We start from the raw sequence: 24,438 nt of genomic DNA on the forward strand, positions 1-24,438 counted from the left end.
CTTGTTATTGAATTTCCAGCTCGCCGAGCAATGCATCGATCGCGTCCGCGGCGTCCTGCCCGGACAAGCCGCCGCGCGCGGCGAGCGCGTGGTCGATCACCGCCGCGCAGCGCGCGAGCGTGCGTTCCTCGAACAGCTGGCGCAGCGGCAGCGTCAGCGCCCAGTGCAGGTTCGCCTGCGCGTTGACCTGGGTCGCGAGCAGCGAATGGCCGCCGAGCGTGAAGAAATCGTCGTCGCAGCCGACCGCGTCGAGCTTCAGCGCGCGCTGCCAGATCCCGGCGAGCGTGCGTTCCGTCTCGGTGCGCGGCGGCGTCACCGCGCGCGCCGCGCGCTCGGGCGTCGGCAGCGCGCGCCGGTCGCACTTGCCGTTCGGCGTGACGGGCAGCGCCTCCAGCGCGATCAGCTGCGACGGCACCATGTAGGCGGGCAGTTGCGCGCGCAACGCATCGAGCAGCGCGGCGGCGTCCGGCGCGGGGTTCGCGCCGTGCGCGACATAGCCGACCAGCTGGTCGTCGTGCACGATCACGACCGCGTCGCGCACGCCCGGCGCGGCGCGCAGCAGCGCCTCGATCTCGCCCGGTTCGAGCCGCTGGCCGCGCAGCTTGACCTGCGCGTCGAGGCGGCCCAGGTAGTCGAGCGCGCCGTCGGCGCGGCGCCGCACCAGGTCGCCCGTGCGGTACAGGCGCGCGCCGCCGCCGGACGGGTCCGGCACGAAGCGCTCGGCCGTCAGCGCCGCGCGGCCCAGGTAGCCGCGCGCGAGGCCCGCGCCGCCCAGGTGCAGTTCGCCGATCCCGCCCTCCGGCGCCGGATGGCCGGCCACGTCGAGCACGTGCAGCTGCAGGTTCGCGATCGGATGGCCGATCGGCACCGCCGCCGCGCGGCCGTCGTCGGCCGTGCAGGTCCAGTGCGACACGTCGATCGCCGCCTCGGTCGGGCCGTACAGGTTGAACAGCCGCGCGTGCGGCAGCAGCGCCTGCACGCGCGCGACCAGCGCGGGCGCGAGCGCCTCGCCGCTCGCGACGATCCGCGTGATGCTCGCGCAGCGCGCCGCGACGCCGAAATCGTCGAGATGCGCGACGAACGCGGCCAGCATCGACGGCACGAAATGCAAGGTCGTGACCCGGTGCGCGGCGATCGTCTCGACCAGCCGCGCCGGATCGCGGTGATCGCCCGGCGCCGCGATCGCGAGCGTCGCGCCGATCGCGAGCGGCCAGACGAACTCCCAGACCGACACGTCGAAGCCGAACGGGGTCTTGTGCAGCACGACGTCGTCGCGCGTGAGCCGGTACGCGTCCTGCATCCACGCGATCCGGTTCGCGAGCGCCGCGTGCGTGTTGCCCGCGCCCTTCGGCTTGCCGGTCGAGCCGGAGGTGTAGATCAGGTAGGCCAGCTGATCGGCCGCGACCGCGGTGCGCGCGCCGGGCTCCGGCGCGCCCTGCAGCAGCGCGTCGACGGTGACCACCGGGGTCGCGCCCGCGACGGCCGCCGCGACCCGCTCGCGCAGATGCGCCTGCGTGAGCACCACGGCGGGCCGCGCGTCGCGCAGCAGGTAGTCGATGCGGTCGGCCGGATAGTCGGGGTCGACCGGCAGGTAGGCCGCGCCGGCCTTCAGCACGCCGAGCAGCGCGATCACCATGTCGAACGAACGCTCGACGCACAACGCGACCGCCGTGTCCGGCAGCACGCCGGCCACGCGCAGCGCGGCGGCCGCGCGCTCGGCCTGCTGGTCGAGTTCGCGATAGCTGAGCCGTCGCGCCGCGCCGGACGGCTCCGTCATTTCCAGCGCGATGGCGTCGGGCGTCGCCTGCGCGGCCGCCTCGAATTGCCGGTGCAGCGGCGCCTGCTGGGCCGCCGGCCAGTCGCGCGCGGTCGCGTTCGCCTGCGCGGCCCGTGCGAGCGTCGCGTCGCTCGCGCAGGCCAGCGCGCCCAGCGGCGCGTCCGGCGCGGCGACGAGCCCGCCCAGGCAGGCGACGAACGCGTCGTGCAGCGCCGCGACGCGCGCCTCGCCGAGCCGCGCCGTGTCGTAGCCGTAATCGATCGTGAGCGTCTGCCCCGCCTCGATCACGAGCGTCAGGGCGAAATCGGTCGCCTCGATGTTGCGCAGGTCGCGCTTTTGCAGTGCGCGCGGCTCGCGGCCCTGCCAGGCCTCGTCGACCGGATAGTTCTCGAACACGACCAGCGTGTCGAACAGCGCGCGGCCGCCCTGGCCCGCCCACTGCTGGATCTCGTAGAGCGGCGTGTGCGCGTGGTCGAGCGCGGCCGCGTTGTCGCGCTGCAGGTCCGCGAGCCACCCGCGCGCGCTGCGCTGCGGCAGCGGCGCGGCGATCACGGGCAGCGTGTTGATGAAGAGGCCCAGCACCGTGTCGATCTCGGCCAGCGCATCCGGCCGGCCCGCGACCGTCGCGCCGAACGCCACCGCCGCGCGATTCGTCACGCGCTGCAAGGCCAGCGCCCAGGCGCCCTGCACGAGCGTGTTGACGGTGATCTTCAGCTGTCGCGCGGCGTCGCCCACGCGCGCGGTCGTCGCCGCGTCGAGCGTGGCGCGCCAGGTGCGGTTCGCGCCCGTCTCGCCCGGCTGCGGCTCGCGCTCGGCGATCAGCGTCGGTTCGTCGAGACGCGCGAGCCGGTCGAGCCAGAACGCGCGCTCGGACGCCGCGTCGCGGCTCGCGAGCCACGCGATGAAGTCGCGATAGCGCACCCGCGCCGGCGCGGCGAACGGGTTCGGACGCGGCGGTTCGAGGTAGTCGCGCAGCACGTCCGCGAAGCAGCGCGCCGTGCTCCAGCCGTCGAGCAGCAGGTGATGGCGCGTCCACACGAGACGCCATTCCGTGTCGCCGAAACGGATCAGCGCGACCCGCATCAGCGGCGGCGCGGCGAGATCGAAGCCGCGCGCCCGGTCGGCCGCGAGCCACGCGTCGAGCGCCGCGTCGCGCTCGGCGAGGTTGCGCCAGTCGAGTTCCTCGACGGGCAGCGTCGCCTGCCGGTGCACGACCTGCATCGGCGCGGCCTCGTCGGCCGTGAAGCCGGTGCGCAGGATGTCGTGGCGCGGCGGCGCGGCCTCGAACGCGGCGCGCAGGCGCGCGATGTCCGGCGCGTCGAGCGTCGCGACCAGCTGGTTCACGTAGGTCGACTGCTCGGGCGCGAACAGCGCGTGGAACAGGATGCCCTGCTGCATCGGCGCGAGCGGATAGATGTCGTCGATCGTGCGCAGGTCGAACGGCAGGCGTTCGAGCGCCGCCTGCGTGAGGCCCGCCGCGCGCGCGAGCGGGTAGTCGCCCGGGGTCGCGCCCGCGCCGCGAGACGCGAGACGCTCGGCGCAGGCGTCGGTCAATTCGGTCAGCGCGGCCGAGAAGCGCGCGGCCAGCGCGTCGATGGTCGCGCGCTCGAACTGCGTCGCGCCGTACACCCAGTGCACGCGCAGCGTGCGGCCGTCGTGCGCGTCGATATACGCGTGAATCGCGAGCGCGTTGCCGATCGGGCCGCCCGGATCGCGTTCGAGGCCCGCGCCGCCGAAGCGCGGCACGAGCGCCGCGTCGCGCGGCGCGTCGAACTGTCCCAGGTAGTTGAAGGTCACGCGCGGCCGCGGCACCGCCGCGAGCGCCGTGCGCGCGGCATCGTCGCCGTAGTGGCGCAGCACGCCGAAGCCCAGCCCCTTGTTCGGCACGTCGCGCAAGCTGTCCTTCACGCCCGCGAGCGTCGCGAGCGGCGTATCCGCCACCGCGAACGCAACCGGATAGTGGCTCGTGAGCCAGCCCGGCGTGCGGCTCGCGTCCAGCTCGTCGAACAGCGCCTCGCGGCCGTGGCCCTCCAGCTCGATCCGGCAGGCGGCCTGCCCGGTCTGGCGGCCGAGCGCCTGCGCGAGCGCCGCGATCAGCAATTCGACCATCTGCGTGCGGTATGCGCCGTTCGCCTCGGTCAGCGCGCGGCGCGTCAGGTCCGCGTCGAGCGCCTGGATCACGACCGCCGCGTCGGCGTTGGTCGCGCGCGCGTCCGGATGATCGAGCGGCAGGTCCTCGTGCGGCGCGGCGAGCGCGGCCCAGCCCGGCAGCTCGGCCGCGAACGGCCCGTGCGGATCGCGCGCCGCGCGCGCGAGGCGCGCCGCCCACTGCGACGCGCTTGCCCCGGTGGACGCGAGCCGCACCGCGCGGCGCTCGGCGGCCGCGCGATAGGCGGCGTCGAGATCGTCGAGCAGCACGCGCCAGGTCACGCCGTCGACGATCAGGTGGTGAATCGCGAGATAGAGGCGCGTCGCGCCGTCCGGCAGCGCGGCGGCGAATGCGCAGGCGAGCGGACCGCGTTCGAGGTCCAGCCCGGCCTGCAGCGCGTCGAACTGCGCGAGCGCGTCGGTTTCGTCGCGCGCCACGCCCGCCGCGAGCGGCAGCGTGTCGAACGCGCGCGGCGCTTCGCTCGGTTGCCACTCGCCTTGCGGGCCGGTCGGCGTGAAGCGCTGGCGGAATACCGCGTGATGCGTGAGCACGGTGTCGAACGCGCGCGTGAACGCGTCGAAATCGAACGGCGCGGCGGGCGTCAGCTCGATCGACTGGTTCCAGTGGCCGCGACGCGGGATGTCGAGCGCGAAGAAGCGTCGTTGCGCGGGCAACAGCATGGGCGCGTCGGCCTGCGCCGCCGCGGGCGCCGCCCGGGTCGCGGCGGCCGGCGCGGCCGCGTCCGTCGCGACCGCGACGCGCGCGAGCTTCGCGACGGTCGGGCCGTCGAACAACTGCTTGGGTGTGAATTTCACGCCGCGCTTGCGGGCGCGTGCGATCACCTGCAACACCAGGATCGAATCGCCGCCCAGCGCGAAGAAATCGTCCTCGCGGCCGATCCGCCCGGTTTTCAGCACCTCCTGCCAGACCGCGGCCAGCACGGTCTCGACCGGCCCTTGCGGCGCATCGGCCGGGCGGTCGGCGACCGGCGCGGGCGCGGCGGCCAGCACGCGCAGCGCGGCGCGATCGATCTTGCCGTTGGCGGTGACGGGCAGGCTCGCGCACACCTGCAGCACGGCCGGCACCATGTAGTCGGGCAGCCGCGCGGCCAGCGCGCAGCGCAGCGCGGCGTCGTCGAGCCGCGCGCCGGCCGCCGGCGTCACGAACGACGCGAGCCGCAGCCGGCCCTCGTGCTCGACCGCGAGCGTTTCCGCCTGCGCGACGCCGTCGAGCGCGCGCAGCGCGGCGCTCACCTCGCCCGGTTCGACCCGGTAGCCGCGAATCTTGACCTGGTCGTCGAGACGGCCGAGGAACGCGATGCGGCCGTCCGCGCGCAACCGCACGCGGTCGCCGGTGCGGTACAGGCGCGCGCCCGGCGTGAACGGGTCCGGCACGAAGCGCTCGGCGGTCGCGCCCGCGCGGCGCAGATAGCCGCGCGCGAGCCCCGGCCCGCCCAGGTACAGCTCGCCGATCCCGCCCGGCGGCACCGGCGCGCCGCTCGCGTCGAGCACGCACGCGTCGGCGTTCGGCAGCGGCCGCCCGAGCGGCACGCCGAGCGCGCCCGGCGCAGCCAGCGCGGCCTCGCGCAGCACGGCCTGGGCCGGCGCGGAAAGGTCGCACACGAGCGCGCCGACCGTCGCTTCGGTCGGTCCGTAGTGGTTGATCACGCGGCACGCGGGCTTGAGCGCCGCGAGGCGCGCGACGAGCGACCACGGCAGCGCCTCGCCGCCCGTGACGAGCGCGTGTGCGGGCAGCACGTCGGCGGCCGCCTGCGCGTCGAGCAGCGCATGCAGGTGGCTCGGCACGATCTTCAGCACGCCCACGTCGCGGCTGCGCATCTCGTGCGCGAAACGGTCCGGGTCGAACGCGCAGGACGCGGGCAGCAGATGCAGCGTGCGCCCCGAGCACAGCGCGCCGAACAGCGTCGTGTGCCCGAGGTCCGCCGCGACCGTCGACACCATCGCCATCGACGCGTCCGGCGCGAACGCCAGCTCGTCGAGCAGGCCGTCGACATAGTCGGCCAGCGCGCGATGGTCGATCACCACGCCCTTCGGCGTGCCGGTCGAGCCGGACGTGAAAATCAGATAGGCCGCCTGCCCCGGCAGCGGCGCGGGCAGCCGCGCCTCGGCCGGCGCGGGCTCGCCGCCCAGCGCGTCGACGTCGAGCGGCGTCGCTGCGTCGCCGAGCGCCGCCGCGGCGGCGGCGTCCAGCCCCGCGCCCTCGACCAGCAGCCAGCGCGCGCCGCACGCGTCGAGCGCGGCGGCAAGCCGCTCGGGCGGCGCGGCGGGATCGAGCGGCACCGCATAGGCGCCGGACTTCAGCACGCCGAGCCACGCGGCGACGAAGCGCGTCGTGCGTTCGAAGCGCAGCGCGACCGCCTGCTCGGGGCCCGCGCCGCGCCGGCGCAGTGCGTGCGCCAGCCGGTCGGACCAGGCATCCAGCGCCGCGAAGCTCAGGCTCGCGTCCGCATCGACCACGGCCGCGCGCTGCGGCGCCTCGGCCGCCGCGCGGGCGAACCGCGCCAGCACGTGTTCGGTGGTTGCAAGCGCGCGGCCGCGCTGCGGCGCGCGCGTCGCCGCGCTCGCGCAGGCGAGCGCCGCGATCGGCTGGCGCGGATCGCGCACCGCGTCCGCGAGCAGCGCCGCATAGCTGTCGAGCCAGGCGCGCGCGGTGTCGGCGTCGATGCCGTCGAGCGCGAACGCGGCCACCAGCTCGATGCCCTGCGGATCGTCGGTGAAATCGAGCGCGTAGTCGAAGCGCGCGCCGAGATCGAGCCCGGCCGCCATGCGCGCCGTCGCGCCCGGCAGCGACGCCGACAGCGCCAGATCGAACTGCTGCGCGAACTTGACCTTGAGCCAGGCCTCGCCGCGCCGCGCGGGCGGCTGCACCGCGTCCAGCACCTGATCGAACGGCACGTCCTGGTGCGCGAAGGCCGCGACCGCGTCGCGCCGCACCGCGTCGACCAGCGCCGCGAAGCGCTGCGCCGGGCTCACCCGCGCGCGCAGCGCGAGCGTGTTCAGGAACAGGCCCACGAGCGGCCGGGTCTCGGCCTGCGCGCGGTCCGCGACCGGCGCGGCGACCACCAGGTCGCGCTCGCCCGTCAGGCGGAACAGCCACGCGTCGAACGCGGCCAGCAGCAGCGTGAACGGCGAGGCGCGCAGTTGGCGCGCGGTGTCGCGCAGCGCCTCCGACAGCCCGGCGGACAAGCGCAGCGCCACGCGGCCGCCGCGATGATCCGCGGCCGCGCCGCGCGCCCGGTCGAGCGGCAGCGCGAGCGGCGCGGGCGCCTGCGCGAGCGCCTCGCGCCAATAGTCGAGCTGGCGCGCGCCCTCGCCCCCGGCGAGCATCGCGCGCTGCGCCTGGGCATAGTCCGCGTACTGGATCGGCAGCGCCGGCGACGCCGGCTCCCGGCCTTCCGCGAACGCGGCATAGGCGCGGGTCAGTTCATCGAATGCGCAGCGCGAGCTCCAGCCGTCGCTGACCGCATGGTGGGTGGTGAGCAGGAAATGCTGCGCGCCGCCCGTCAGCGTGACGAGCGTGGCGCGCACGAGCGGCCCGCCCGACAGGTCGAACGCCGCGCCCGCGTGCTGGCGGGTCAGGTCGGCGAGGCGCGCCGCGCGCACCGCGTCGTCGAGACCGCGCAGGTCGACCGTCGCGAGCGTCACCGGCAGGCGGCGGTGGATGCGCTGCCACACCACGCCGTCGTCGTCCTCGACGAGCGTCGTGCGCCATGCTTCGTGGCGCGCGAGCAGATGGTCGAGCGCGCGTTGCAGCACGGCGGGATCGAGCAGGCCGTCGATGTCCCATTGCACGGCGACGTGATAGGCGTCGCCCGCGTCCTGGGTGCGCGCGAGCACCCAGAAGCGCTGCTGCGCGAACGAGGCGGGACGGTCGCGGTACGGCGTGGACAGGTCGGCGCTCGCCGCCTCGATCTTCAGCGCGCGCGCGGGCGCGGCGGCATCGGGCTCGCCCTGCTCGATCGCGGCCGCCAGTTCGGCCAGCGTCGCATCGTCGAACAGCGCCTCGAGCCGCAGCGCGACGCCCCATTCGGCGCGGATCGCGGCCTGCAACTGCATCGCGCCGAGCGAATCGCCGCCGCGCGCGAAGAACCGATCGGTGCGGCCGAGCGGCGCGGCCTCGTCGAGCAGGCGCTGCCACAGCGCCGCGAGGCGCGTCTCGGTCGCGCCGACGGGCGCGACATGATCGTCGTCGGCCACGGCCGGCAGCGCCGCGACCGAATCGCGCAGCGCGACGCGGTCGAGCTTGCCGTTCAAGGTATACGGCAGCCGCGTGAAGCGCGCGAAGCGGTGCGGCAGCCACGCCGCCGGCAGATGCGCGCCCAGGTGCGCCTTGAGCGCCGCATCGGCGAGCGGCTCGGTCAGCACCACGCAGGCGGTCAGCTGAGTGCGGCCGCCCGCCGTCTCGGCGAGCACGCCGGCGTCGCTGACGGCCGGATGCGCGAGCAGGCATGCGGCGATCTCGCCGGGTTCCACGCGCACGCCGCGCACCTGCACCTGATCGTCGATCCGCCCGAGGTAGTCGAACGACCCGTCCGCGCGTTCGCGCGCGAGATCGCCGGTGCGATAGATGCGCTCGCCCGGCTCGCCGCCCGGATCCGGCAGGAAACGCTCGGCGGTCAGCCCGGGCCGGCCGTGATAGCCGCGCGCGAGACACACGCCGCCGAGCAGCAATTCGCCGTCGGCGCCCTGCGGCGCGCCGCCGTCGATGCGCGCGACGCGGCGTCCGATCGGCCAGCCGATCGGCAGCGACGCATAGCCCTGGCTCGGATCGAGCGCGGGCGTCGCGCCCGGATCGACCGGCCACAGCATTGGCGAGATCACCGCCTCGGTCGGCCCGTAGCCGTTGACGAGCCGCTGCGCGGGAAACACCCGGCGGATCTCGTCGAAGCTGTCCTGCGACATCGCCTCGCCGCCGAACAGCAGCACGCGCAGCGACGGCGGCACGCCGTCGCGCGCGCACACCGCCGCGAATTCGCGCAGATAGGCGGGCGGCAAGGTGGTGTTGGTCACGCCCTCGCGCACCATGAACGCGTGCGCGGTCTGCGGCGCGAACGGCGGCGGATCGCTGATCACGACGCTGCCGCCGACCGCGAGCGGCACGAGCCAGGCCTCGATCGCGACGTCGAAATTGACTGACGCGAAATGCAGCACGCGGTCGTCCGCCCCGATCGGCAGCGAGGCCGCGAGCGCGTCGCCGTGCGCGGCGAGCGGGCCGTGCTCGACCACCACCGCCTTCGGCGTGCCGGTCGAGCCGGAGGTATAGATCATGTAGGCGGCCGCGCGCGGGTGCACGGGCGCGTCGCCGGGCGTGCGCGGCGCGGCCGGATCGGGCTCGGCCACGCTCGCGACTTCGAAGCAGCGCGCGAAGCGCGCGCGCATCGCGGCGTCCGCCGAGGCGTCGACGATGCCGTGCGCGAGGCCCGCGTCGCGGGCCACCCAGTCGAGCCGCGCGCCCGGATGGCGCGGATCGAGCGCGACGAACACGCCGCCCGCCTTGAGCACCGCGAGCAGCGCGACGAACAGGTCGCACGAGCGCGCGACGCACACCCCGACCCGCACCTCGGTCGTCACGCCGGCGGCCGTCAGCTGCGCGGCGAGGCGCGCGGCGCGGTCGTCCAGCTCGCCGCGCGTGAGCCGCACCGTGCCGGGGGTGAACGAGGCGAGCGCCGGGGCGTCGGGGGCAAGGCGCGCAAGCGCGTGAATTCGGTGGTGCAGCGCAGTCGGAAAGCTCGTCATGGCGTGAAGTCCGGTGGATCCGGCCGTTTCCGGCCCTGTCGTTCAGGTCGCCGCCCGCATTGGGGGCCGCTTCACAAGTGAGACGAACCACGCGCGCAAATCTTTACCGTGACCGCGCAATCATTTGCGCGCCCGGCCTGTGGTAAAGATTTGCCGCGCCCGTTCGTCATAGTGTCGAGAGGCGCCCCGGAAACCGCTGTCATCTGCGTGTCATGGGGCCGCCATGCCCATCCGCCCTATTCGCCCCTGTTGCCGATGACATCAGCCACCGAGCAGTTCGACCCTCCCTCCGCCGACCGGCGCGCCGCCCGACCGGCGATCCGGCTCATCCTCGGCCTCCTGAAGCGCTCGCGCGGCGCGTTCACGATCGCGCTCGTCGCCTGCGTGCTGAACGGCATCGCGAGCGTGCTGCTGGTCGCCACGCTGAGCAAGGCGCTGTCCCAGCCCGACGCGGCCGGCGCGACGCTCGCGCTGCGCTTCGGCCTGTGCGCGGTGATCGCGCTCGTCACCCGGATCATCACCGGCGTGCTGTTCGCCCGGCTGTCGCAGGACACCATGGCGCAGCTGCGCGAGCACGTCGCGCGCCGGGTGGCCGCGGCCGAGCTGCAGGACGTCGAACGGATCGGCGCCGCGCCCGTGCAGTCGGTGCTGACCGACGACGCCACCAATGTGTCGATGCTGTTCTTCGCGCTGCCGAATCTGGTGATGCACGGCTCGATCGTGTTCGGCTGCCTCGGCTACCTCGCCTGGCTGTCGTGGCCGGTGTGCCTGCTCGCGGTCGCGGCGATCCTGGTCGGCTCGCTCGGCTATCACGCCGGCGACAAGCGCGCGATCGCGCTGCTCGAAGCCGCCGGGCGCTCGCAGGACAAGCTGTTCGGCTATCTCGGCGCGCTCTTCACGGGCGCCAAGGAGCTGAAGCTGCACCAGGCCCGCGCGCGGCAGTTCATCGACGGCCAGCTCGGCGCGGCGATCGGCGAGGTGCGCGACCATCGCCGCCGCGCGTTCAGCGCGTATGCGGTCGGGGTCGGCTGGATCGTGTTCCTGTTCTACGTGTTCCTCGGCGTCGCCGCGTTCTGGCCGGCGCTGGGCGTGCGCGGCGACGGCCCGGCGGCGTCCGGCTACGTGGTCGTGTTCCTGTTCATGCTGCTGCCGCTCGACGGCCTGCTCAACAACGTGCCCACCCTCAACGCGGCGCGCGTCTCGCTCGACCGCATCGAGAAGCTGATGGCCCAGTTCGGCGCGCTGCGCGTGGTGCCGCCGCCGCCCGAAGCGGCGTCGCATGCGCCGTTCCGCACGCTCGCGCTGCGCGACGTCACGCATTCGTATTTCCATGAGCGCGACGAGCGGATGTTCCGCGTCGGGCCGATCAACCTGACGCTGCAGCCGGGCGAACTGGTGTTCATCGTCGGCGGCAACGGCAGCGGCAAGACCACGCTCGCGAAGGTGCTGACCGGGCTGTACGAGCCCGAAGGCGGCGCGATCGAGATCGACGGCCAGCCGATCGGGTTCGCCGAGCGCGGCGCGTACCGCGAGCGCTTCACCGCCGTGTTCAACGATTTCCACCTGTTCGACGCGCTGCTCGGGATCGTCGATCCGAACGACGCGTCGCGCGCCCAGGCCGACGCGCGCGCGAACGCGCTCGTCGCGAAGCTCGCGCTCGATCACAAGGTGCAGGTGGTGGACGGCGCGTTCTCGACGCGCGCGCTGTCGACCGGCCAGCGCAAGCGCCTCGCGCTCGTGGTCGCGTACCTGGAGGATCGCCCGCTGTACCTGTTCGACGAATGGGCGGCGGACCAGGATCCGCAATTCAAGGCGGTGTTCTACGAGCAGCTGCTGCCCGAGCTGCGCGCGCGCGGCAAGACCGTGATCGTGATCAGCCACGACGACCGCTATTTCCCGATCGCGGACCGCGTGCTGAAGCTCGACAACGGCAGCATCGTCAGCGAGACCTTCGGCACCGCGCATGCGGCGCTCGCGACGCCCGTCGCGGCGAACGGCACGGCCGGCTGAGCCGGGCGGGACCGGTCGTCCGGCAAGCAGAACGCGGCGCGTGCCCGATGGGGACGCGCCGCGTTTTTTCATGCGCGGCGCGGGCTCAGGCGGGATCCCCGCGCAGGAACGCCTCGATCAGCGTGACGAAGTACGGCGGGCACTCCTGCATCGGGTAGTGCCCGCAGTTCGGCACGACCGCGAGGCGCGCATTCGGGTGCCACGCGAGGAAGCTGCGCCGCATCGCCGCCGCGTCGAGCCCGGGATCGTGGTCGCCGACCATCACGAGAAAGCGCGTGGCGAGCCCGCGCACCTGGTCGACGAACCCGGGCCCGTTCAGCATCGCGAGATAGCCGGGCCGGCAGGCCGGCGAGACCGCCGCGCGGCGCTGCCGCAGCTTGGCCTCGATCCAGCCCGGCGACAAGCCGCCCGCGACATGACGGAGCAGCCGGCGCAAGGCGGCGTCGTCCGTCGCGACCTGCTCGAAGAACGCCCGCGCCTCGGCGTCGAGCCCCTGCCCCGCGGCGGACACCGGGCACACCGCCACCGCGCCCAGGATCCGCCCGGGCGCGACGGCCGCGAGCCGCTGCGTCACCATCCCGGTCATCGAATGGCCGATCACGTGGAAGCCCGTCCAGCCGAGCCGGTCGGCGAGCGCGAGGCAGTCGGCGCTCACCTCGTCGAGCGTATACGCGCCCGTCAGGTGGAACGAGCGGCCGTATCCGCGCAGGTCGGCGAACACATAGGTGAACGCGTCGCCGTCGAGATACGGGAGGATGGCGTCGTAGTTCGTGTGGTCGCCGAGCCAGTCGTGCAGCATCAGCACGCGCACGGGGCCGTCGCCGTGCCGGCGGTGGCCGAGGCCTTCGTCCGGATGGGCGGCGCGGGAGAGAGAAGAGACGGGATTCATGTCGCGCAATTCCTTTTCGGTGGGGGAAAGCCAAAAAGAAACGCCCTCCCGGCGGACCGGGAGGGCGTTGCGCGTGACGACAAAGTGCGGCGATCGTATCAAGACCGCGCACGCGAATCAAGCGTTGGGACCGGCCGGGGCGATAACCCACGGCGCGCATCACGCATCACGCATCACGCATCACGCATCACGCATCACGCATCACGCATCGCGGGCTGCGCGGCGCGGCTCACCCTTCGGCTGCTTCACGACGCATCCAGCCCGGCCCGGCGCGCACCAGCACCGTCACGGCCAGCGGCGCGACCTCCGGACCGAACGGCGCATCGGGCGACGTACCCAGCGCATGCGCGAGCGCGGCGCGCACCAGCGCCGGATGGGTGACGGCGACGATCCGACCGCCCGCCGGCAAGCCGTCGAGCCAGCCGCCCACCCGCCGCCGCGCATCCGCGAACGCTTCGCCGCCGTGCGGATGCGCGCGCGGATCCGCCAACCAGGCCCGCAGCGCATCCGGGGCCGTCTGCGCGAGGCGCGCGAGCGGCACGCCGCGCCAGCGGCCGTAGTCGAGATCCGCCAGCCCCGCCTCGGGCGCGGCAGGCAGGCCGAGCGCCTCGGCGGTCTGCCGCGCGCAGCGCGCCGGGCTGCTGCACGCGCGCGCGCCGGCGGGCGGCGTCCAGCGCGCGCGCAGCGCGGCCGCCTCGGCGAGACCGCGCGCATCGAGCGGATCGTCGTCGGGGAACGCGCCGCTCCGCATCGCGCGGGTCGCCGCATGCGCGACGAGATACACGACGAGGTCGGCGTCGGCCGCCCGATGCGGCTCGCCCTCCGATTGCTCCGGCAAAAAAATCACGCGTACAATGCCCTCCGAATACGAACGCGGAAGCCGGTGCGAATCCGGCGCGGTCGCGCCACTGTAACCGGCGATCCCTGATCCCGGAAGCCAGACCTGCGTTCCTTGCCTTTCCTCACCACCCTTGACGGGGCGCGATTCCCCCGGAGATCCCACCATGCACGAAGCTGCCCTCAACCCGGTTGCCGCCCCGGCGCCGATTCCCCTTGGCGAACTGTTGCCCTGGGCCCTGTTCGCCGGCCTGCTCCTGCTGCTCGCGCTCTACTTCGTCGGCGCGGAACAAGGCGCGACCTCGCTCGTTCCCGGCATGTACGTGCATGAGTTCGTGCACGACGGCCGGCACCTGCTCGGCTTCCCCTGCCACTGACGCGGAGGCACGGATGGTCGGAAAACTGCTGGTCCGCGGGATGCTCGCAGGCATCGCCGCCGGTCTTCTCACGTTCGCGTTCGCGCGGGTCGTCGGCGAACCCCAGGTCGCGCAGGCGATCGCCTTCGAGGAAAAGCTCGATGCGGCCAAGGGCGAGGCCCCGGAACCGGAGCTCGTCAGCCGCGGGACCCAGGCCGGGCTCGGCCTGCTCACGGGCGTCGTGACCTACGGCGCGGCATTCGGCGGCCTGTTCGCGCTGACCTTCGCCTATGCGTACGGCCGGGTCGGGCGGCTCGCCGCGCGGCCGCTGTCCGCGTGGCTCGCGCTCGCGGCGTTCATCGCGCTGGTGATCGTCCCCAATCTCAAGTACCCCGCCAATCCCCCCTCGGTGGGCGATCCGGAGACGATCGGCTATCGAACCGGGCTGTTCTTCCTGATGATCGCGATCTCGATCGTGACGCTGGTGTTCTCGCTCAAGGTGCGCGGCCGGTTGTCCGCGCGGCTCGGCGCGTGGAACGCGTCGCTCGCGGCGGGGCTCGTGTTCGTCGCGATCATCGCGGCCGTGCAGCACGCGCTGCCCGCGATCAACGAAGTGCCCGACGCGTTCCCTGCGACCGTGCTGTGGCAGTTCCGGGTCGCCGCGATCGGCATGCAGGTGATCATGTGGACGACGATCGGCCTCGTGTTCGGCGCGCTGGCCGAACGCGGCGTGCCGGCGGGACGGCGCACGTAGCGGCGCGGCCGCGCCGCCCCCGCCCCTTCCCGCCTCCGCCCCGCTCCCGCCGGTCCGGCGGGCGCCACGGCCACTCCGGTGGCCGTTTTCATTCATGCGCGCCGCGCGCTCAACGCCAGCCCTTCCAGCACGCCTTGTTCGTCGCGCTGATCGCGACGAACGTGATGATCCAGAACAGGATCGGGCCCGCCGCGCCCTTGATCCGGATGAACGTCCCGAGTTCAAACACCAACCGGCCCGTTGCTCATCCGCAGGGTCGTGACGATGAAGTAGGCGAACAGCCCGACATACGGCAACACGAAGAACACCAGGTAGTTGTCCAGGACGAACCCGATGAACTTGGAGTCCGCATGGCTGCTCCACGTCACGAGATAGCCCAGATAGAGCGGCCCCGCGACCATCGCCAGAATCACGAACGGAATCACGGCGCAGTGCAGCCTGAATTGCCAGGCCTCGATGGAACGGTTCGACAACGGTTCGTCGGCCGACGTATTCATGATGCTTTCTCCGTTGGTCTGCACGCCGGCCGCCTCGCGCCCATGGGCCGCGCCGGCCTCGATCGACCCCGCCCGGCAGGCCCCGGGAGTCGACTCGATATAATCAAAGCAGACCTATTTCAAAACAGAATGAACATAAACCCTCGCTTTTCACGCGCACGGCGTGCGCTGGCCGCCTCCCTCCTGCTGCTCGCCTGCGCCCGGACCCCGGCCGCGCCGTCCCCGGACACGAACGCAGCCCCGAACAACGAAGCGCTGATCCAGCGGATCATCGTCCTGAACGAACACGGCGACCCCGCCTCGCTCGAAAAGGCGACGGCCGGCTACCTGCTGAACGCGACGCGCAAGTTCAACCCGAACGTGTCGCCCGATGCCTGGAAAGGCGTCCAGGCCGACGTCAACGAGATCATCGCCAACAAGATCCGCTCCGGGTACGGCGAACAGGCGCTGCTCACGCGCCGCATGATCCGGAACGCGAAGCTGTCGGACGACGAGCTGCGGCACCTGATCGCGATGCTGGAGGACCCCGTGATGCAGCGCTACTACCGCGCGACCTGGGACGGCAAGACGGCCGGCTACATCGCCGACCTGTCGCAGCAGGTGAACAACCAGATGTGGTTCGTCGTCTCGATCGTGCTCAGAAAGCGCGGGCTGCAGACCAGCGACCCGGGTGCGACGCCGCGCCCGGCCGCCGGCGCGCATTGAGGCCGGGAGGCGCGCGGCGCTCGTGCAGTCCCGGCGCGCAAGGCCTAGAATGACGCGCCACGGCTTTCCTTCGCCCCGCGCGCCGCGCCTCGACACCCGGGACCTCATGACTTCCGCTCCGCGTTTCGCCGGCAAGCACGTCTTGATCGTGCACGGCTACACCGCATCGCCCGCCGCCAACTGGTTTCCCTGGCTCGCCGAGACCTTGCGCGCGGAAGGCGCGCGCGTCGACGTGCCGGCCATGCCCGCTCCCGATGAACCGACGCCGCGCGCATGGGCCGAGACGCTGCGCGCGATCGTGCCGGCGGCCGACGCGAATACCCTGCTGGTCGGCCACAGCCTCGGCTGCATCAGCGTGCTCCGGCACCTGCTGACGCTGCCGGCCGGCACCCGCATCGGCGGCCTGCTGCTCGTGTCCGGCTTCGACCGGCCCCTGTCGACGCTGCCGACGCTGCGTGCGTTCACCGACGCGCCGCTCGATCACGCCGAGGTGATCCGGCGCGCGCCGCGGATCGCGTCGATCTACTCGGACAACGATACGATCGTGACGCCGGCCGCGTCGCGCGACCGGTCCGCCTCGCTGCGCGGCGCCGATGAAATCGTGGCCGGCGCGGGCCACTTCCTCGACCGCGAGGGCTTTACCCGGCTCCCGCGGGCCCTGGCCGCACTCGTCGCGCTGCGGGCGAACGCGCGCGGCGCGTCATGATGAAGCGCGGCAGGCGCCTGCTGATCGGTTTCGCGCTCGGCGCCGCGGGCATGAGCGCGGCGCTCGCCGCGCTGCACGAGGATCTGGAAATCCGCGCCGACCAGTTCATTGCCCGGCCGCCCGCCGAGGTCTGGCGCGTGGTGACGGATCGCGCGGCCTATCCGGCGTGGAATCCGTTCATCACCGAGATCGACGGCCCATTCCGCGAGGGCGCGACGCTGCGCATCGTGCTCGGGCGCGGCGCGGACACGATGACCTTCAGGCCGATCGTGCAACGCGTCCGCGACGACGCGGAGATCTGCTGGCGCGGCAGCGTGGGCGTCGACGGTCTGTTCGACGGCACCCATTGCCTGCGCCTGACGGCTGTCGCGGGCGGCACCCGCTTCGAGCAGCGCGAACGGTTCTCGGGATGGCTCGCGGGCCGGCTGACGCGCACGGTGGTCGAGGACACCCGCCTCGAATTCGTCGCGATGAATGCCGCGCTCAAGCGACGCGTCGAATCAGGTATGCGTTGACCGGATCGCAAAAACAATGACGACGATGCGGACGCGGCAGGGCCAGCCGCGCACCGTGGACTGCGGCGCGCCTGACCGCGCGGCCGCGCGGGCAGGTACGCGCTGACCTGATCGAGAAAACGAAGACGACGATGCGGACTCGGCAAGGCCAGCCGCGCACCGTGTGACTCGGCCCGCCTGACCGTGCGGCCGCGCGGGCAGGTACGCGCTGACCTGATCGCAAAACAAAGACGACGATGCGGACGCGGCAAGGCCAACCGCGCACCGTGTGACTGCGGCGCGCCTGACCGCGCGGCCGCGCGGGCAGGTACGCGCTGCCTCGATGCGGTCGGCCGCGACCGCGCGCGCGACCCCGTCAGGCCGCGCGCCCTGCGCCCCACCCCGAAGCGCCGTCGCGGCATCAGCGCATCAACGCCCGCCCGCCTTCGGCAACGCCAGCAACGATTCCGTCATCACGTCCGCGAGCCGCAGCGCGGACATCGGCCCCCCGAACCCCCAGATATTGCGCTCGACGAGCGCGATCCGTCCCGCGCGTTGCGCGGGCACGAACCGCCACACCGGCGAATCGAGCTTCGCGGCGAGCGGCACGTCGGGCCCGGTCGCGCTGACGAACATCACCGCGAGGTCCGGCCGCTTCAGCAGGTCCTCCGAGGTCACGTAGGCAGTGCCCTCGCGGGTCGACTCGCCGGGCCAGGGCGTGAGCCCGAGCGCGCGCGCGACGCCCGCCGCCGTGCTGTTGCCGGTGAAGGCCCAGTAGCGATCGGGCAACCCCAGTTCCTGCAGCCACGCGACCGGCTCGCCGCGCCGCCCGGCCTCGGCGAGCCGCCGCGCGTTGCGCGCGAGCCCGGCCGCGAGCCGCGCGTCGACCGCGCGCGCCGCTTCCACGCGGCCGGTCAAACAGCCGAGCGTATGCAGGATCGCGCGCGCCCAGTCGAGCTGCGTCACCTGCCGGCCGTCGCGCACGAAGTTCGGACTGTAGGCGAACAGCACGGTCGGCGCGATCCGCTCCAGCGCCGCGAAGATCGCCGCATGGCGCAGCCCCACGCCGAGAATCAGATCGGGCCGCGCGGCCGCGATCGCCTCGAGGCTCGGCTCCTGGCGCGTGCCGATGTCCGGCACCCGCGCGAGCCGCGCGTCGTCGTAGCCGATCCAGCCCGGGTAGTACTCGGGGTCGGCCATGCCGACGGGCGTGATGTCCAGCGCCGCGAGATCCTCGGCGAACATGAATTCGAGCACGACGATCCGGGCCGGCCGCGCCGGCAGCACGGCGCTCGCCTGCGACACCACGGGATTGCCGGCGAGCGGCCCGCAGGCCGCGCCGGGCAGCACCTCGGCCGCGGCGCGCGCAAGCGGCGCGAACGCCGCGCCGCACGCCGCCGCCAGCACCGCGCCCAGCATGCGACGCCGGGGAGCCTGCACGCTCATCGCATCGCCTCCTGCAACGCGATCGCGTCGTCGCACATCGTCAGCAGCAGCGGACAACTTCCACACAGTTGGGTCTCTCCCGGAATTTCATTGCGCATGCAGCACACGCGGCGCGCGCGGAACGGATTCGGCAGCCGCGTCGAGCACGGCCGCGCGCGCCGCACCGGCAGGCGCAGCGGGTTCGCCTCGCCGTCCGCGTCGAGCGGGCCGAACAGCCAGGCGGCATCGTCGGCCGCGCCGGGAAGGTCCGCGCACTGCTCGAACAGGTAGTCGAGCAGATTGCCGGCATTGCTCCACAGCACGCGCGGCGAGAGTCGGGTCATCGCGGCCAGCTGCCCGATCACCTCGCGCAGGTGCGCGACGAGCGGCCCGTAGCGGCGCGCCGGATCGGGGTCGGCCGCGCCGAGCGCGGCCGGGTCGACGCCGAACGCGACCGGCAGGCCCGCGCGCAGCGCGACCCGCGCGCCCGTCAGGTCGAGCGGCCGGCCGAGCAGCAGCGCGGCGGCGAAACCCGCCGTGGCCGCGAAGCCGAAGTAGTACTTGCTCCATTGCGACAGCAGCGCGCGCGCATGCTGGTCCGCATCGCCGCCGTACAGCGCGACCATCGCGTCGAGCAGCGCATGACGCTCGCCGTCGAGCGCCGCCGCCGGCAGCACGACCGCGTGCGCGGACGCCTCCGCCGCGAAGGCGGGCTCGGCCGCGCCGGACGGCGCGCCGAGCCACACGTGTTCGAGGTAGTGGGCGATCGACGCGGGCACGAAGGCCGCGAAACACTGCGCGCCCGCGCCGTCCGGCCAGGGCGCGGCCGGGTTCAGGCTCATCCGCGCCCCCGCGCGCCCTTGCGCTCGCGCCGGGACTCGGCGACCAGCAGCGCGAGCAGGTAGGGGGCGCCGATCAGCGCGGTCAGCACGCCGGCCGGAATCTCGCGCGGCGCGAGCAGCGTGCGCGCCGCGATATCGGCCGCCGCGAGCACGAGCGCGCCGCACACGGCCGCGAGCCACAGGCGGGTGCGATGCGCGCGCGCGCCAAGCAGCGCCGCGAGATGCGGCGCCATCAGTCCGATGAAGCCGATCGGCCCGACCGCCGCGACCGCCGCGCAGGCCGCGAGCGTCGCCACCGCGAGCACGAGCGGGCGCAGCACGCCGAGCGGCAGGCCGAGCGCGGCCGCCTGATCGTCGCCGAGCGCGAGCAGGTCGAGCGGCTTCGCGAGCAGCGCGAACACCGGCAGCGCGAGCGCGCACCACGGCAGCAGCGCGGCGACCTCGCCCCAGCTGCGGCCGTAGGTGCCGCCGATCAGCCACACGACGAAGCGCGCGGGCTGCACGCTCTGCTGGGTGATCAGCCATTGCGACAGCGTGGTCCACAGCGTGCCGATCACGATCCCGGTCAACGCGACCGCGAGCGGCGCGTAGCGATGCCGGCGATTCAGCAGCAGCGTGAACGCGAGCGTCGCGCCGCCGCCCGCGAGCGACGCCGCGGCGAGCGCGCCGTGCCCGGCGAGCGGCCAGGCCACGAGCAGCACGAGCGTGGCGAGCCCCGCGCCCTGGGTGACGCCGAGCACTTCGGGGCCGGCCAGCGGATTGCGCACGATGCTTTGCATCAGCACCCCGCTCGCGGCGAGCAAGGCGCCCGCGAGCAGCGCGCACAGAAGGCGCGGCAGCCGCAGGTCGACGATCATGCGGGCCACCGCGTCCTGCCCGGCCAGCAGCGCCTGCCAGCGCGCGACGCCGAGCAGCGTCGGCCCCGCCGACACGCCGGCCGCCACCACGCACGCGAACAGCGCGAACAGCGCCGCGGCCAGGAGCGGCCACGGCCACCCGCCGACGACGCGCATCAGGCGCGTGCCGCCGCCGCCCGCCGCGCGCGCCTCGGCGCCCGCGTGCAGCACGCCCGACCAGGCCGCACCGCGCCGGATCATCGCGAGCATCAGCGGCGTGCCGGCCAGCGCGATCGCGACCCCGGTCGTCAGCGTGCCTTCGAGATCGAGCGCCTGCACGGCGCTGTCGGTCGCGAGCACGAGCGCGCCGCCGACCAGCGCGGACAGCGGCACGAGCGCCGCGAGCCGCGCGGCGCGCGCGCCGCGCACCTGCCGCAGCAGGTTCGGCGCGATCAGGCCCACGTAGGACAGCGGCCCGGCGATGCTGACCGCCACGCTCGCGAAGCCCACCGCGACCACCATCGCGGCGAAGCGCGTCGCGTCGACGGGCACGCCGGCCGCGGCCGCCGCGTCGTCGCCGAGCGCGAGCGGATCGAGCGGCCGGATCACGAACGGCAGCGCGACGAGCGCGGGCGCGAGCCACGCGAGCGCGCCGAGCAGCCCCGCAGCGCCGGGTTGATAGAGACTGCCGTTGGCCCACAGCGACGCGCCGACGATGCTTTGCTCGAAGAACGCGAGCGCGAGCGTGGTCAGCGCGCCGAACAGCAGCATGCAGACGCTGCCCGCCAACACGAGCCGCAGCGGCGTGGCGCGCCAGCCGCCCGCGGCGGCGGCGACGCAGGCGGCCGCGCCGAGCCCGCAGACGAACAGCAGCGGCACTTGCGCGACGCCGGCCAGCGCCGGCACGAGCATCGCGGCCAACAGGCCGAGCTGCGCGCCGCCCGTGATGCCGAGCAGGTCCGGCGAGGCGAGCGGATTGCGCGTGAGCGCCTGGAACAGCGTGCCCGCGACCGCGAGCGCGCCGCCCGCGACCAGCGCGGCGGCCACGCGCGGCGCATTGAGATCGAACAGCAGGATGTGCGCCAGGCGCGCGGCGTCGCTGCCGGGCGCGGCGGCCAGCCACGCGCGCAGGTCGGGCGCGAGGCGCAGCAGCGCGATGACGACGATGCCGGCGAGCAATGCGCCCGCCAGCATGCCGACCCGGCTGCGCGGACCGACGCGCCAGTCGTCGCGCAGCGCGGGGCCGTGCAGCCGCTTGCGGGCGGCGAGCGTCGTCATGCCGCGAGGCTCCGGTCCGACGCGCGCGCGGCGGCGGCGGTCCCGTCGGCGGCGTCGGGCGCATCGAGCACGCCCTCGTAGGCCGGCACGCACATCGGCGCGCCGGTGCGCGGATGGGCGAGCTTCAGCATCGACACGTCGAACGCGGCGTCGAGATGCCGCGGATCGAGCATCGCGTCGGGCGTACCCTGCGCGACGATGCGGCCCGCGCGCATCAGCACGATCTCGTCGCTGTAGGCGGCCGCCTGGTTCAGGTCGTGCAGCACCCACACGATGGTGAGCCCGCGCGTGCGATTGAGACGCCGCAGTTCGCGCAAGATGTCGAGCTGGTGATGGATGTCGAGATAGGTGGTCGGTTCGTCGAGCAACACGATCGGCGCCTGCTGCGCGAGCGCCATCGCGATCCACGCGCGCTGGCGCTCACCGCCCGACAGCGCGGCGACGTCGCGCCCCGCATCGGCCGCGAGCCCGCTCGCATCGAGCGCCTCGTCGATCGCGGCGTGGTCCGCGCGATCGAGCCCGCGCAGCCAGCGGCCATGCGCGTAGCGGCCGTAGGCGACCAGCTCGCGCACGGTGAGCCCGGCCGGAATCTGGTTGAACTGCGCGAGCATCGTGAGCGTGCGCGCGAGCGCGCGCCGCCGGTAGGAACCGAGCGGCGCGCCGTTGACGTCCACCTCGCCGGACAAGGCCGGCTGCAGTCCGGCCAGCGTGCGCAGCAAGGTGCTCTTGCCGCAGCCGTTCGGCCCGCACAGCGCGGTCACCCGCCCCGCGCGGATCTCCAGGTCGAGCCCGTCGAGCACCACGTGCTCGCGATACCCGACCGTCAGCGCGCGCGCCGCGAGCGCGACTGCCGCCGTCTTCTTCATCGTTTCGTCATCCGCTAACCGCTTGCCTTCTCGCTGTAGCTCTGCGCCATCGCGACCACCACCTTGCGCGGCCCCTCGAACGGGTCGCGCGCATGGGCCGTCAGCATGTTGTCGAGCATCAGGACATCGCCCGTGACCCACGGAAACACCACGCGCTGGCGGTCGAGCACCGCGCGGATCTCCGCGAGCGCGTCCGCCTCGAGCGGCGCGCCGTCGCCATAGTAGACGTTGCGCGGCACGTTCTCCAGCCCGACCGCGTCGACGAGCGCCTCCTGCATGTCCTCGTCGAGCGCCGACAGATGGAACAGGTTGGCCTGGTTGAACCAGACGAGATCGCCCGTGCGCGGATGGCGCGCGACCGCCTGGCAGCGCTCCTGGGTGCGCAGGAGCGGCTCGCCGTCGTCGCTCTCGCGCCATTCGCAGGCGATGCCGCGCGCCGCGCAGATGCGCTCCACCTCGCGCGGGTCGTCGGTGCCGAAGGCCTGATGCCACGGCAGGTCGAGCCCCTGCCCGAAGTTGCGCACGTACAGCAGCTCGCGTTTCGCGAAGCGCGCGACCAGCGCCGGATCGAGCGCGCGCAGCACCGCGCGGCTGTCCGCGATCGGCGTCGCGCCGCCCACGCGCGCGGCAAGCGCGCAATGGAACCAGATCCGCAGCGGCCATTCGCGCGTATACGACTGCTCGTTGTGCAGCGGGATCGAGCGGTGCGGCGGATACTCGGTCGACGTGTAAACCGCGCCCTCGACCTGGCTGCGCGGCGTCGACGCGAACTCATAGCCGATCAGCGGATCGCCGAAGCCGCGCGCGAACTGCTGGAACGCCTCGATCGAATCGACGCGAAAACCGGTGAACAGCACGCCGCCCGCGCGCTCGAGCGAGTCGGCGACGATCTCGCGCAGCAGCGGCGCGGCTTCGTCGAGCGACAGGTCCGCGCCGGCGCGCGGCGACACCACCGTCGGCAGGCCGGGCTCGATGCGCAGGTCGTCGAGCGTCGGTCGTGCGATGGCGGACGGGGAAAGCGAAGTCATACGAACTCCTGTGACGGAAAACGAACACCCGGCCAGGGCCGCCCGGCCCGGGACCGGGCCGGCCGGGTCACGATGCGCGCGCGTCGGACGCGACGCCGTCCAGGTGACGGCGCAGGCTCGCGGGCCGCATGTCGGTCCAGACCGCGTCGATATGCGCGAGGCAGTCGGCCTTGGGGCCGCGCACACCGACCTCGCGCCAGCCGGCGGGCACGTCGCGGAACGTCGGCCAGATCGAGTACTGCGCCTCGTCGTTGATGACGACCGTGTAGACGACGTCGTCCGCGTCGCTGGAGGAAGGCTGGGCTTGCGTCATGATCGGATGCTCGTTCGGAAAGCGTTCGGAGGGAATCGCGCGTCGCCCGACGGAGCGGGCGCGCGCCTGTACCGGATAGACGATTCGCGCGCGCGCTTTTTTACCGCCGGCGCGCGCGGCCGCTGCAGAATTCCGGGCAGTCATCGCCGCGCTCGCTCGCGTCGAGGCAATCGACGCAGTAGCGTTCGGCGTCGCGCACCATGAAATGCACGAGGGTCTGCGACACGTTCAGCGCGCGCGCCACGCTTTGCAGCGTCTCCTCGCGCAGGCGCACCATCTCGAACGCGACGCGGCTGCGCGCGGGCAGCTGCGCGAGCGCCTGCTGCACGCGGCGCAGCGTGTCGCGGGTCAGCAAGGCGGCTTCGGGCGAGGGCTCGGCCGACGGCACGTCGAGGCCGTCGTCCTCATCGGCGTGGTAGATGTTCTCGAGCGACTGGCGGCGGCACGCGTCGATCGACGCATTGCGCACCATCCGTGTCACGTAGGCGACCGGCTGGCGCACCGCATCCTGGTTCGGGAACTCGACGAGCTTGATGAACACGTCGTGCACGACGTCCTCCGCGCGGCTCGCGCAGCCGAGGAACGCGCGCGCGACATTGACCAGCATCGGCCGGTTCGAGATCAGCACGTCGAGCAGCGCGCCCTGCGCGCGGGCCGTTGGAGCGCCCGGCGAATAGGCGTCGCCGGAATGAAATATCGGCAGGGCGAACGCCGCTGCGGGTTCCGGTCTGACGAGCACTTCCGCCATAGATCTGCTCCGTATTTGTACGATAAGACGAAATCTAACGTAAACGCGAATCGTTCTCAATATGATTTAGAAATACCCATATCATTGTTAGTGATTTGTACGAAAGTTAGATGAAAGTTGTACCCGGGAGCACGCCGCCCCGAGGTGCCGGTCGGATCGGCGTCAAGCCCTG

Annotated in this window: 18 protein-coding genes and 1 riboswitch; of the genes, 6 read left to right on the forward strand and 12 right to left on the reverse strand. The window is 73.3% G+C overall.

The window, feature by feature from the left end; all coding sequences use genetic code 11:
• Nucleotides 1–4 precede the first annotated feature (4 nt).
• Nucleotides 5–9,682, reverse strand: a complete 9,678-nt coding sequence (locus Bsp3421_RS21620; protein WP_274003283.1) for a non-ribosomal peptide synthetase — start codon at nt 9,680–9,682, stop codon at nt 5–7.
• A gap of 255 nt (nt 9,683–9,937) precedes the next feature.
• Here Bsp3421_RS21620 and Bsp3421_RS21625 point away from each other — a divergent pair, with 255 nt between their 5' ends.
• Nucleotides 9,938–11,692: a cyclic peptide export ABC transporter gene (locus Bsp3421_RS21625; RefSeq protein WP_274003285.1), complete on the forward strand. Its 1,755-nt coding sequence runs from the start codon at nt 9,938–9,940 to the stop codon at nt 11,690–11,692.
• 85 nt (nt 11,693–11,777) lie between these two features.
• On the opposite strand, the gene Bsp3421_RS21630 is transcribed toward Bsp3421_RS21625, so the two are convergent.
• Complete coding sequence (locus tag Bsp3421_RS21630; protein WP_274003286.1) at nt 11,778–12,581, reverse strand: alpha/beta fold hydrolase; 804 nt, start codon at nt 12,579–12,581, stop codon at nt 11,778–11,780.
• Between the two features lie 229 nt (nt 12,582–12,810).
• On the reverse strand, nt 12,811–13,428 hold the full coding sequence (locus Bsp3421_RS21635) for a histidine phosphatase family protein (RefSeq protein WP_274003288.1): 618 nt from the start codon (nt 13,426–13,428) through the stop codon (nt 12,811–12,813).
• A riboswitch (cobalamin riboswitch) is annotated at nt 13,419–13,546 on the forward strand. Its footprint overlaps the gene before it by 10 nt.
• 39 nt (nt 13,547–13,585) lie before the next feature.
• On the opposite strand from Bsp3421_RS21635, the gene Bsp3421_RS21640 reads away from it, so the two are divergent.
• Both Bsp3421_RS21640 and Bsp3421_RS21645 read left to right on the forward strand, forming a co-directional pair.
• A complete protein-coding gene (locus Bsp3421_RS21640; protein WP_274003289.1) occupies nt 13,586–13,795 on the forward strand; it encodes a CbtB domain-containing protein in 210 nt (69 codons plus the stop codon).
• Nucleotides 13,796–13,808: 13 nt separating this feature from the next.
• Nucleotides 13,809–14,528, forward strand: coding sequence for a CbtA family protein (locus Bsp3421_RS21645; RefSeq protein WP_274003290.1), 720 nt, complete (start codon nt 13,809–13,811; stop codon nt 14,526–14,528).
• 109 nt (nt 14,529–14,637) lie between these two features.
• On the opposite strand, the gene Bsp3421_RS21650 is transcribed toward Bsp3421_RS21645, so the two are convergent.
• Complete coding sequence (locus Bsp3421_RS21650; protein WP_274003293.1) at nt 14,638–14,760, reverse strand: hypothetical protein; 123 nt, start codon at nt 14,758–14,760, stop codon at nt 14,638–14,640.
• Nucleotides 14,750–15,025 carry a hypothetical protein gene (locus Bsp3421_RS21655; RefSeq protein ID WP_274003295.1) on the reverse strand — a complete coding sequence of 92 codons (276 nt, stop codon included), beginning with the start codon at nt 15,023–15,025 and terminating at the stop codon, nt 14,750–14,752. Before Bsp3421_RS21655 ends, Bsp3421_RS21650 begins: the two co-directional genes overlap by 11 nt.
• Before the next feature lie 129 nt (nt 15,026–15,154).
• Between Bsp3421_RS21655 and Bsp3421_RS21660 the strand changes: the two genes are divergently transcribed.
• From Bsp3421_RS21660 to Bsp3421_RS21670, 3 genes are all read left to right on the forward strand, one after another.
• A complete protein-coding gene (locus tag Bsp3421_RS21660) occupies nt 15,155–15,730 on the forward strand; it encodes a hypothetical protein (protein ID WP_274003297.1) in 576 nt (191 codons plus the stop codon).
• A gap of 106 nt (nt 15,731–15,836) precedes the next feature.
• Nucleotides 15,837–16,436, forward strand: coding sequence for an RBBP9/YdeN family alpha/beta hydrolase (locus Bsp3421_RS21665; protein ID WP_274003299.1), 600 nt, complete (start codon nt 15,837–15,839; stop codon nt 16,434–16,436).
• Nucleotides 16,436–16,951: an SRPBCC domain-containing protein gene (locus Bsp3421_RS21670; protein WP_274003301.1), complete on the forward strand. Its 516-nt coding sequence runs from the start codon at nt 16,436–16,438 to the stop codon at nt 16,949–16,951. The genes Bsp3421_RS21665 and Bsp3421_RS21670 overlap by 1 nt, the downstream gene beginning before the upstream one ends.
• A gap of 408 nt (nt 16,952–17,359) precedes the next feature.
• Here Bsp3421_RS21670 and Bsp3421_RS21675 read toward each other — a convergent pair whose 3' ends face one another.
• The 7 genes from Bsp3421_RS21675 to Bsp3421_RS21705 form a co-directional block, all read right to left on the reverse strand.
• The gene (locus tag Bsp3421_RS21675; protein WP_274003302.1) at nt 17,360–18,376 is read right to left on the reverse strand and encodes an ABC transporter substrate-binding protein; all 1,017 of its coding nucleotides are present in this window, start codon (nt 18,374–18,376) and stop codon (nt 17,360–17,362) included.
• Complete coding sequence (gene fhuF / locus Bsp3421_RS21680; protein ID WP_274003304.1) at nt 18,373–19,197, reverse strand: siderophore-iron reductase FhuF; 825 nt, start codon at nt 19,195–19,197, stop codon at nt 18,373–18,375. Before fhuF ends, Bsp3421_RS21675 begins: the two co-directional genes overlap by 4 nt.
• Nucleotides 19,194–21,311, reverse strand: a complete 2,118-nt coding sequence (gene fhuB, locus Bsp3421_RS21685) for a Fe(3+)-hydroxamate ABC transporter permease FhuB (RefSeq protein ID WP_274003307.1) — start codon at nt 21,309–21,311, stop codon at nt 19,194–19,196. Before fhuB ends, fhuF begins: the two co-directional genes overlap by 4 nt.
• The gene (locus tag Bsp3421_RS21690) at nt 21,308–22,177 is read right to left on the reverse strand and encodes an ABC transporter ATP-binding protein (RefSeq protein ID WP_274003309.1); all 870 of its coding nucleotides are present in this window, start codon (nt 22,175–22,177) and stop codon (nt 21,308–21,310) included. Before Bsp3421_RS21690 ends, fhuB begins: the two co-directional genes overlap by 4 nt.
• A 14-nt stretch (nt 22,178–22,191) precedes the next feature.
• Nucleotides 22,192–23,205 carry a TauD/TfdA family dioxygenase gene (locus Bsp3421_RS21695; RefSeq protein ID WP_274003311.1) on the reverse strand — a complete coding sequence of 338 codons (1,014 nt, stop codon included), beginning with the start codon at nt 23,203–23,205 and terminating at the stop codon, nt 22,192–22,194.
• Between the two features lie 67 nt (nt 23,206–23,272).
• A complete protein-coding gene (locus tag Bsp3421_RS21700) occupies nt 23,273–23,518 on the reverse strand; it encodes an MbtH family protein (RefSeq protein WP_274003312.1) in 246 nt (81 codons plus the stop codon).
• Between the two features lie 100 nt (nt 23,519–23,618).
• Complete coding sequence (locus Bsp3421_RS21705) at nt 23,619–24,266, reverse strand: RNA polymerase factor sigma-70 (RefSeq protein ID WP_274003313.1); 648 nt, start codon at nt 24,264–24,266, stop codon at nt 23,619–23,621.
• Nucleotides 24,267–24,438: the final 172 nt, after the last annotated feature.

The organism is Burkholderia sp. FERM BP-3421 (assembly GCF_028657905.1).
Taxonomy (GTDB): Bacteria; Pseudomonadota; Gammaproteobacteria; order Burkholderiales; family Burkholderiaceae; genus Burkholderia.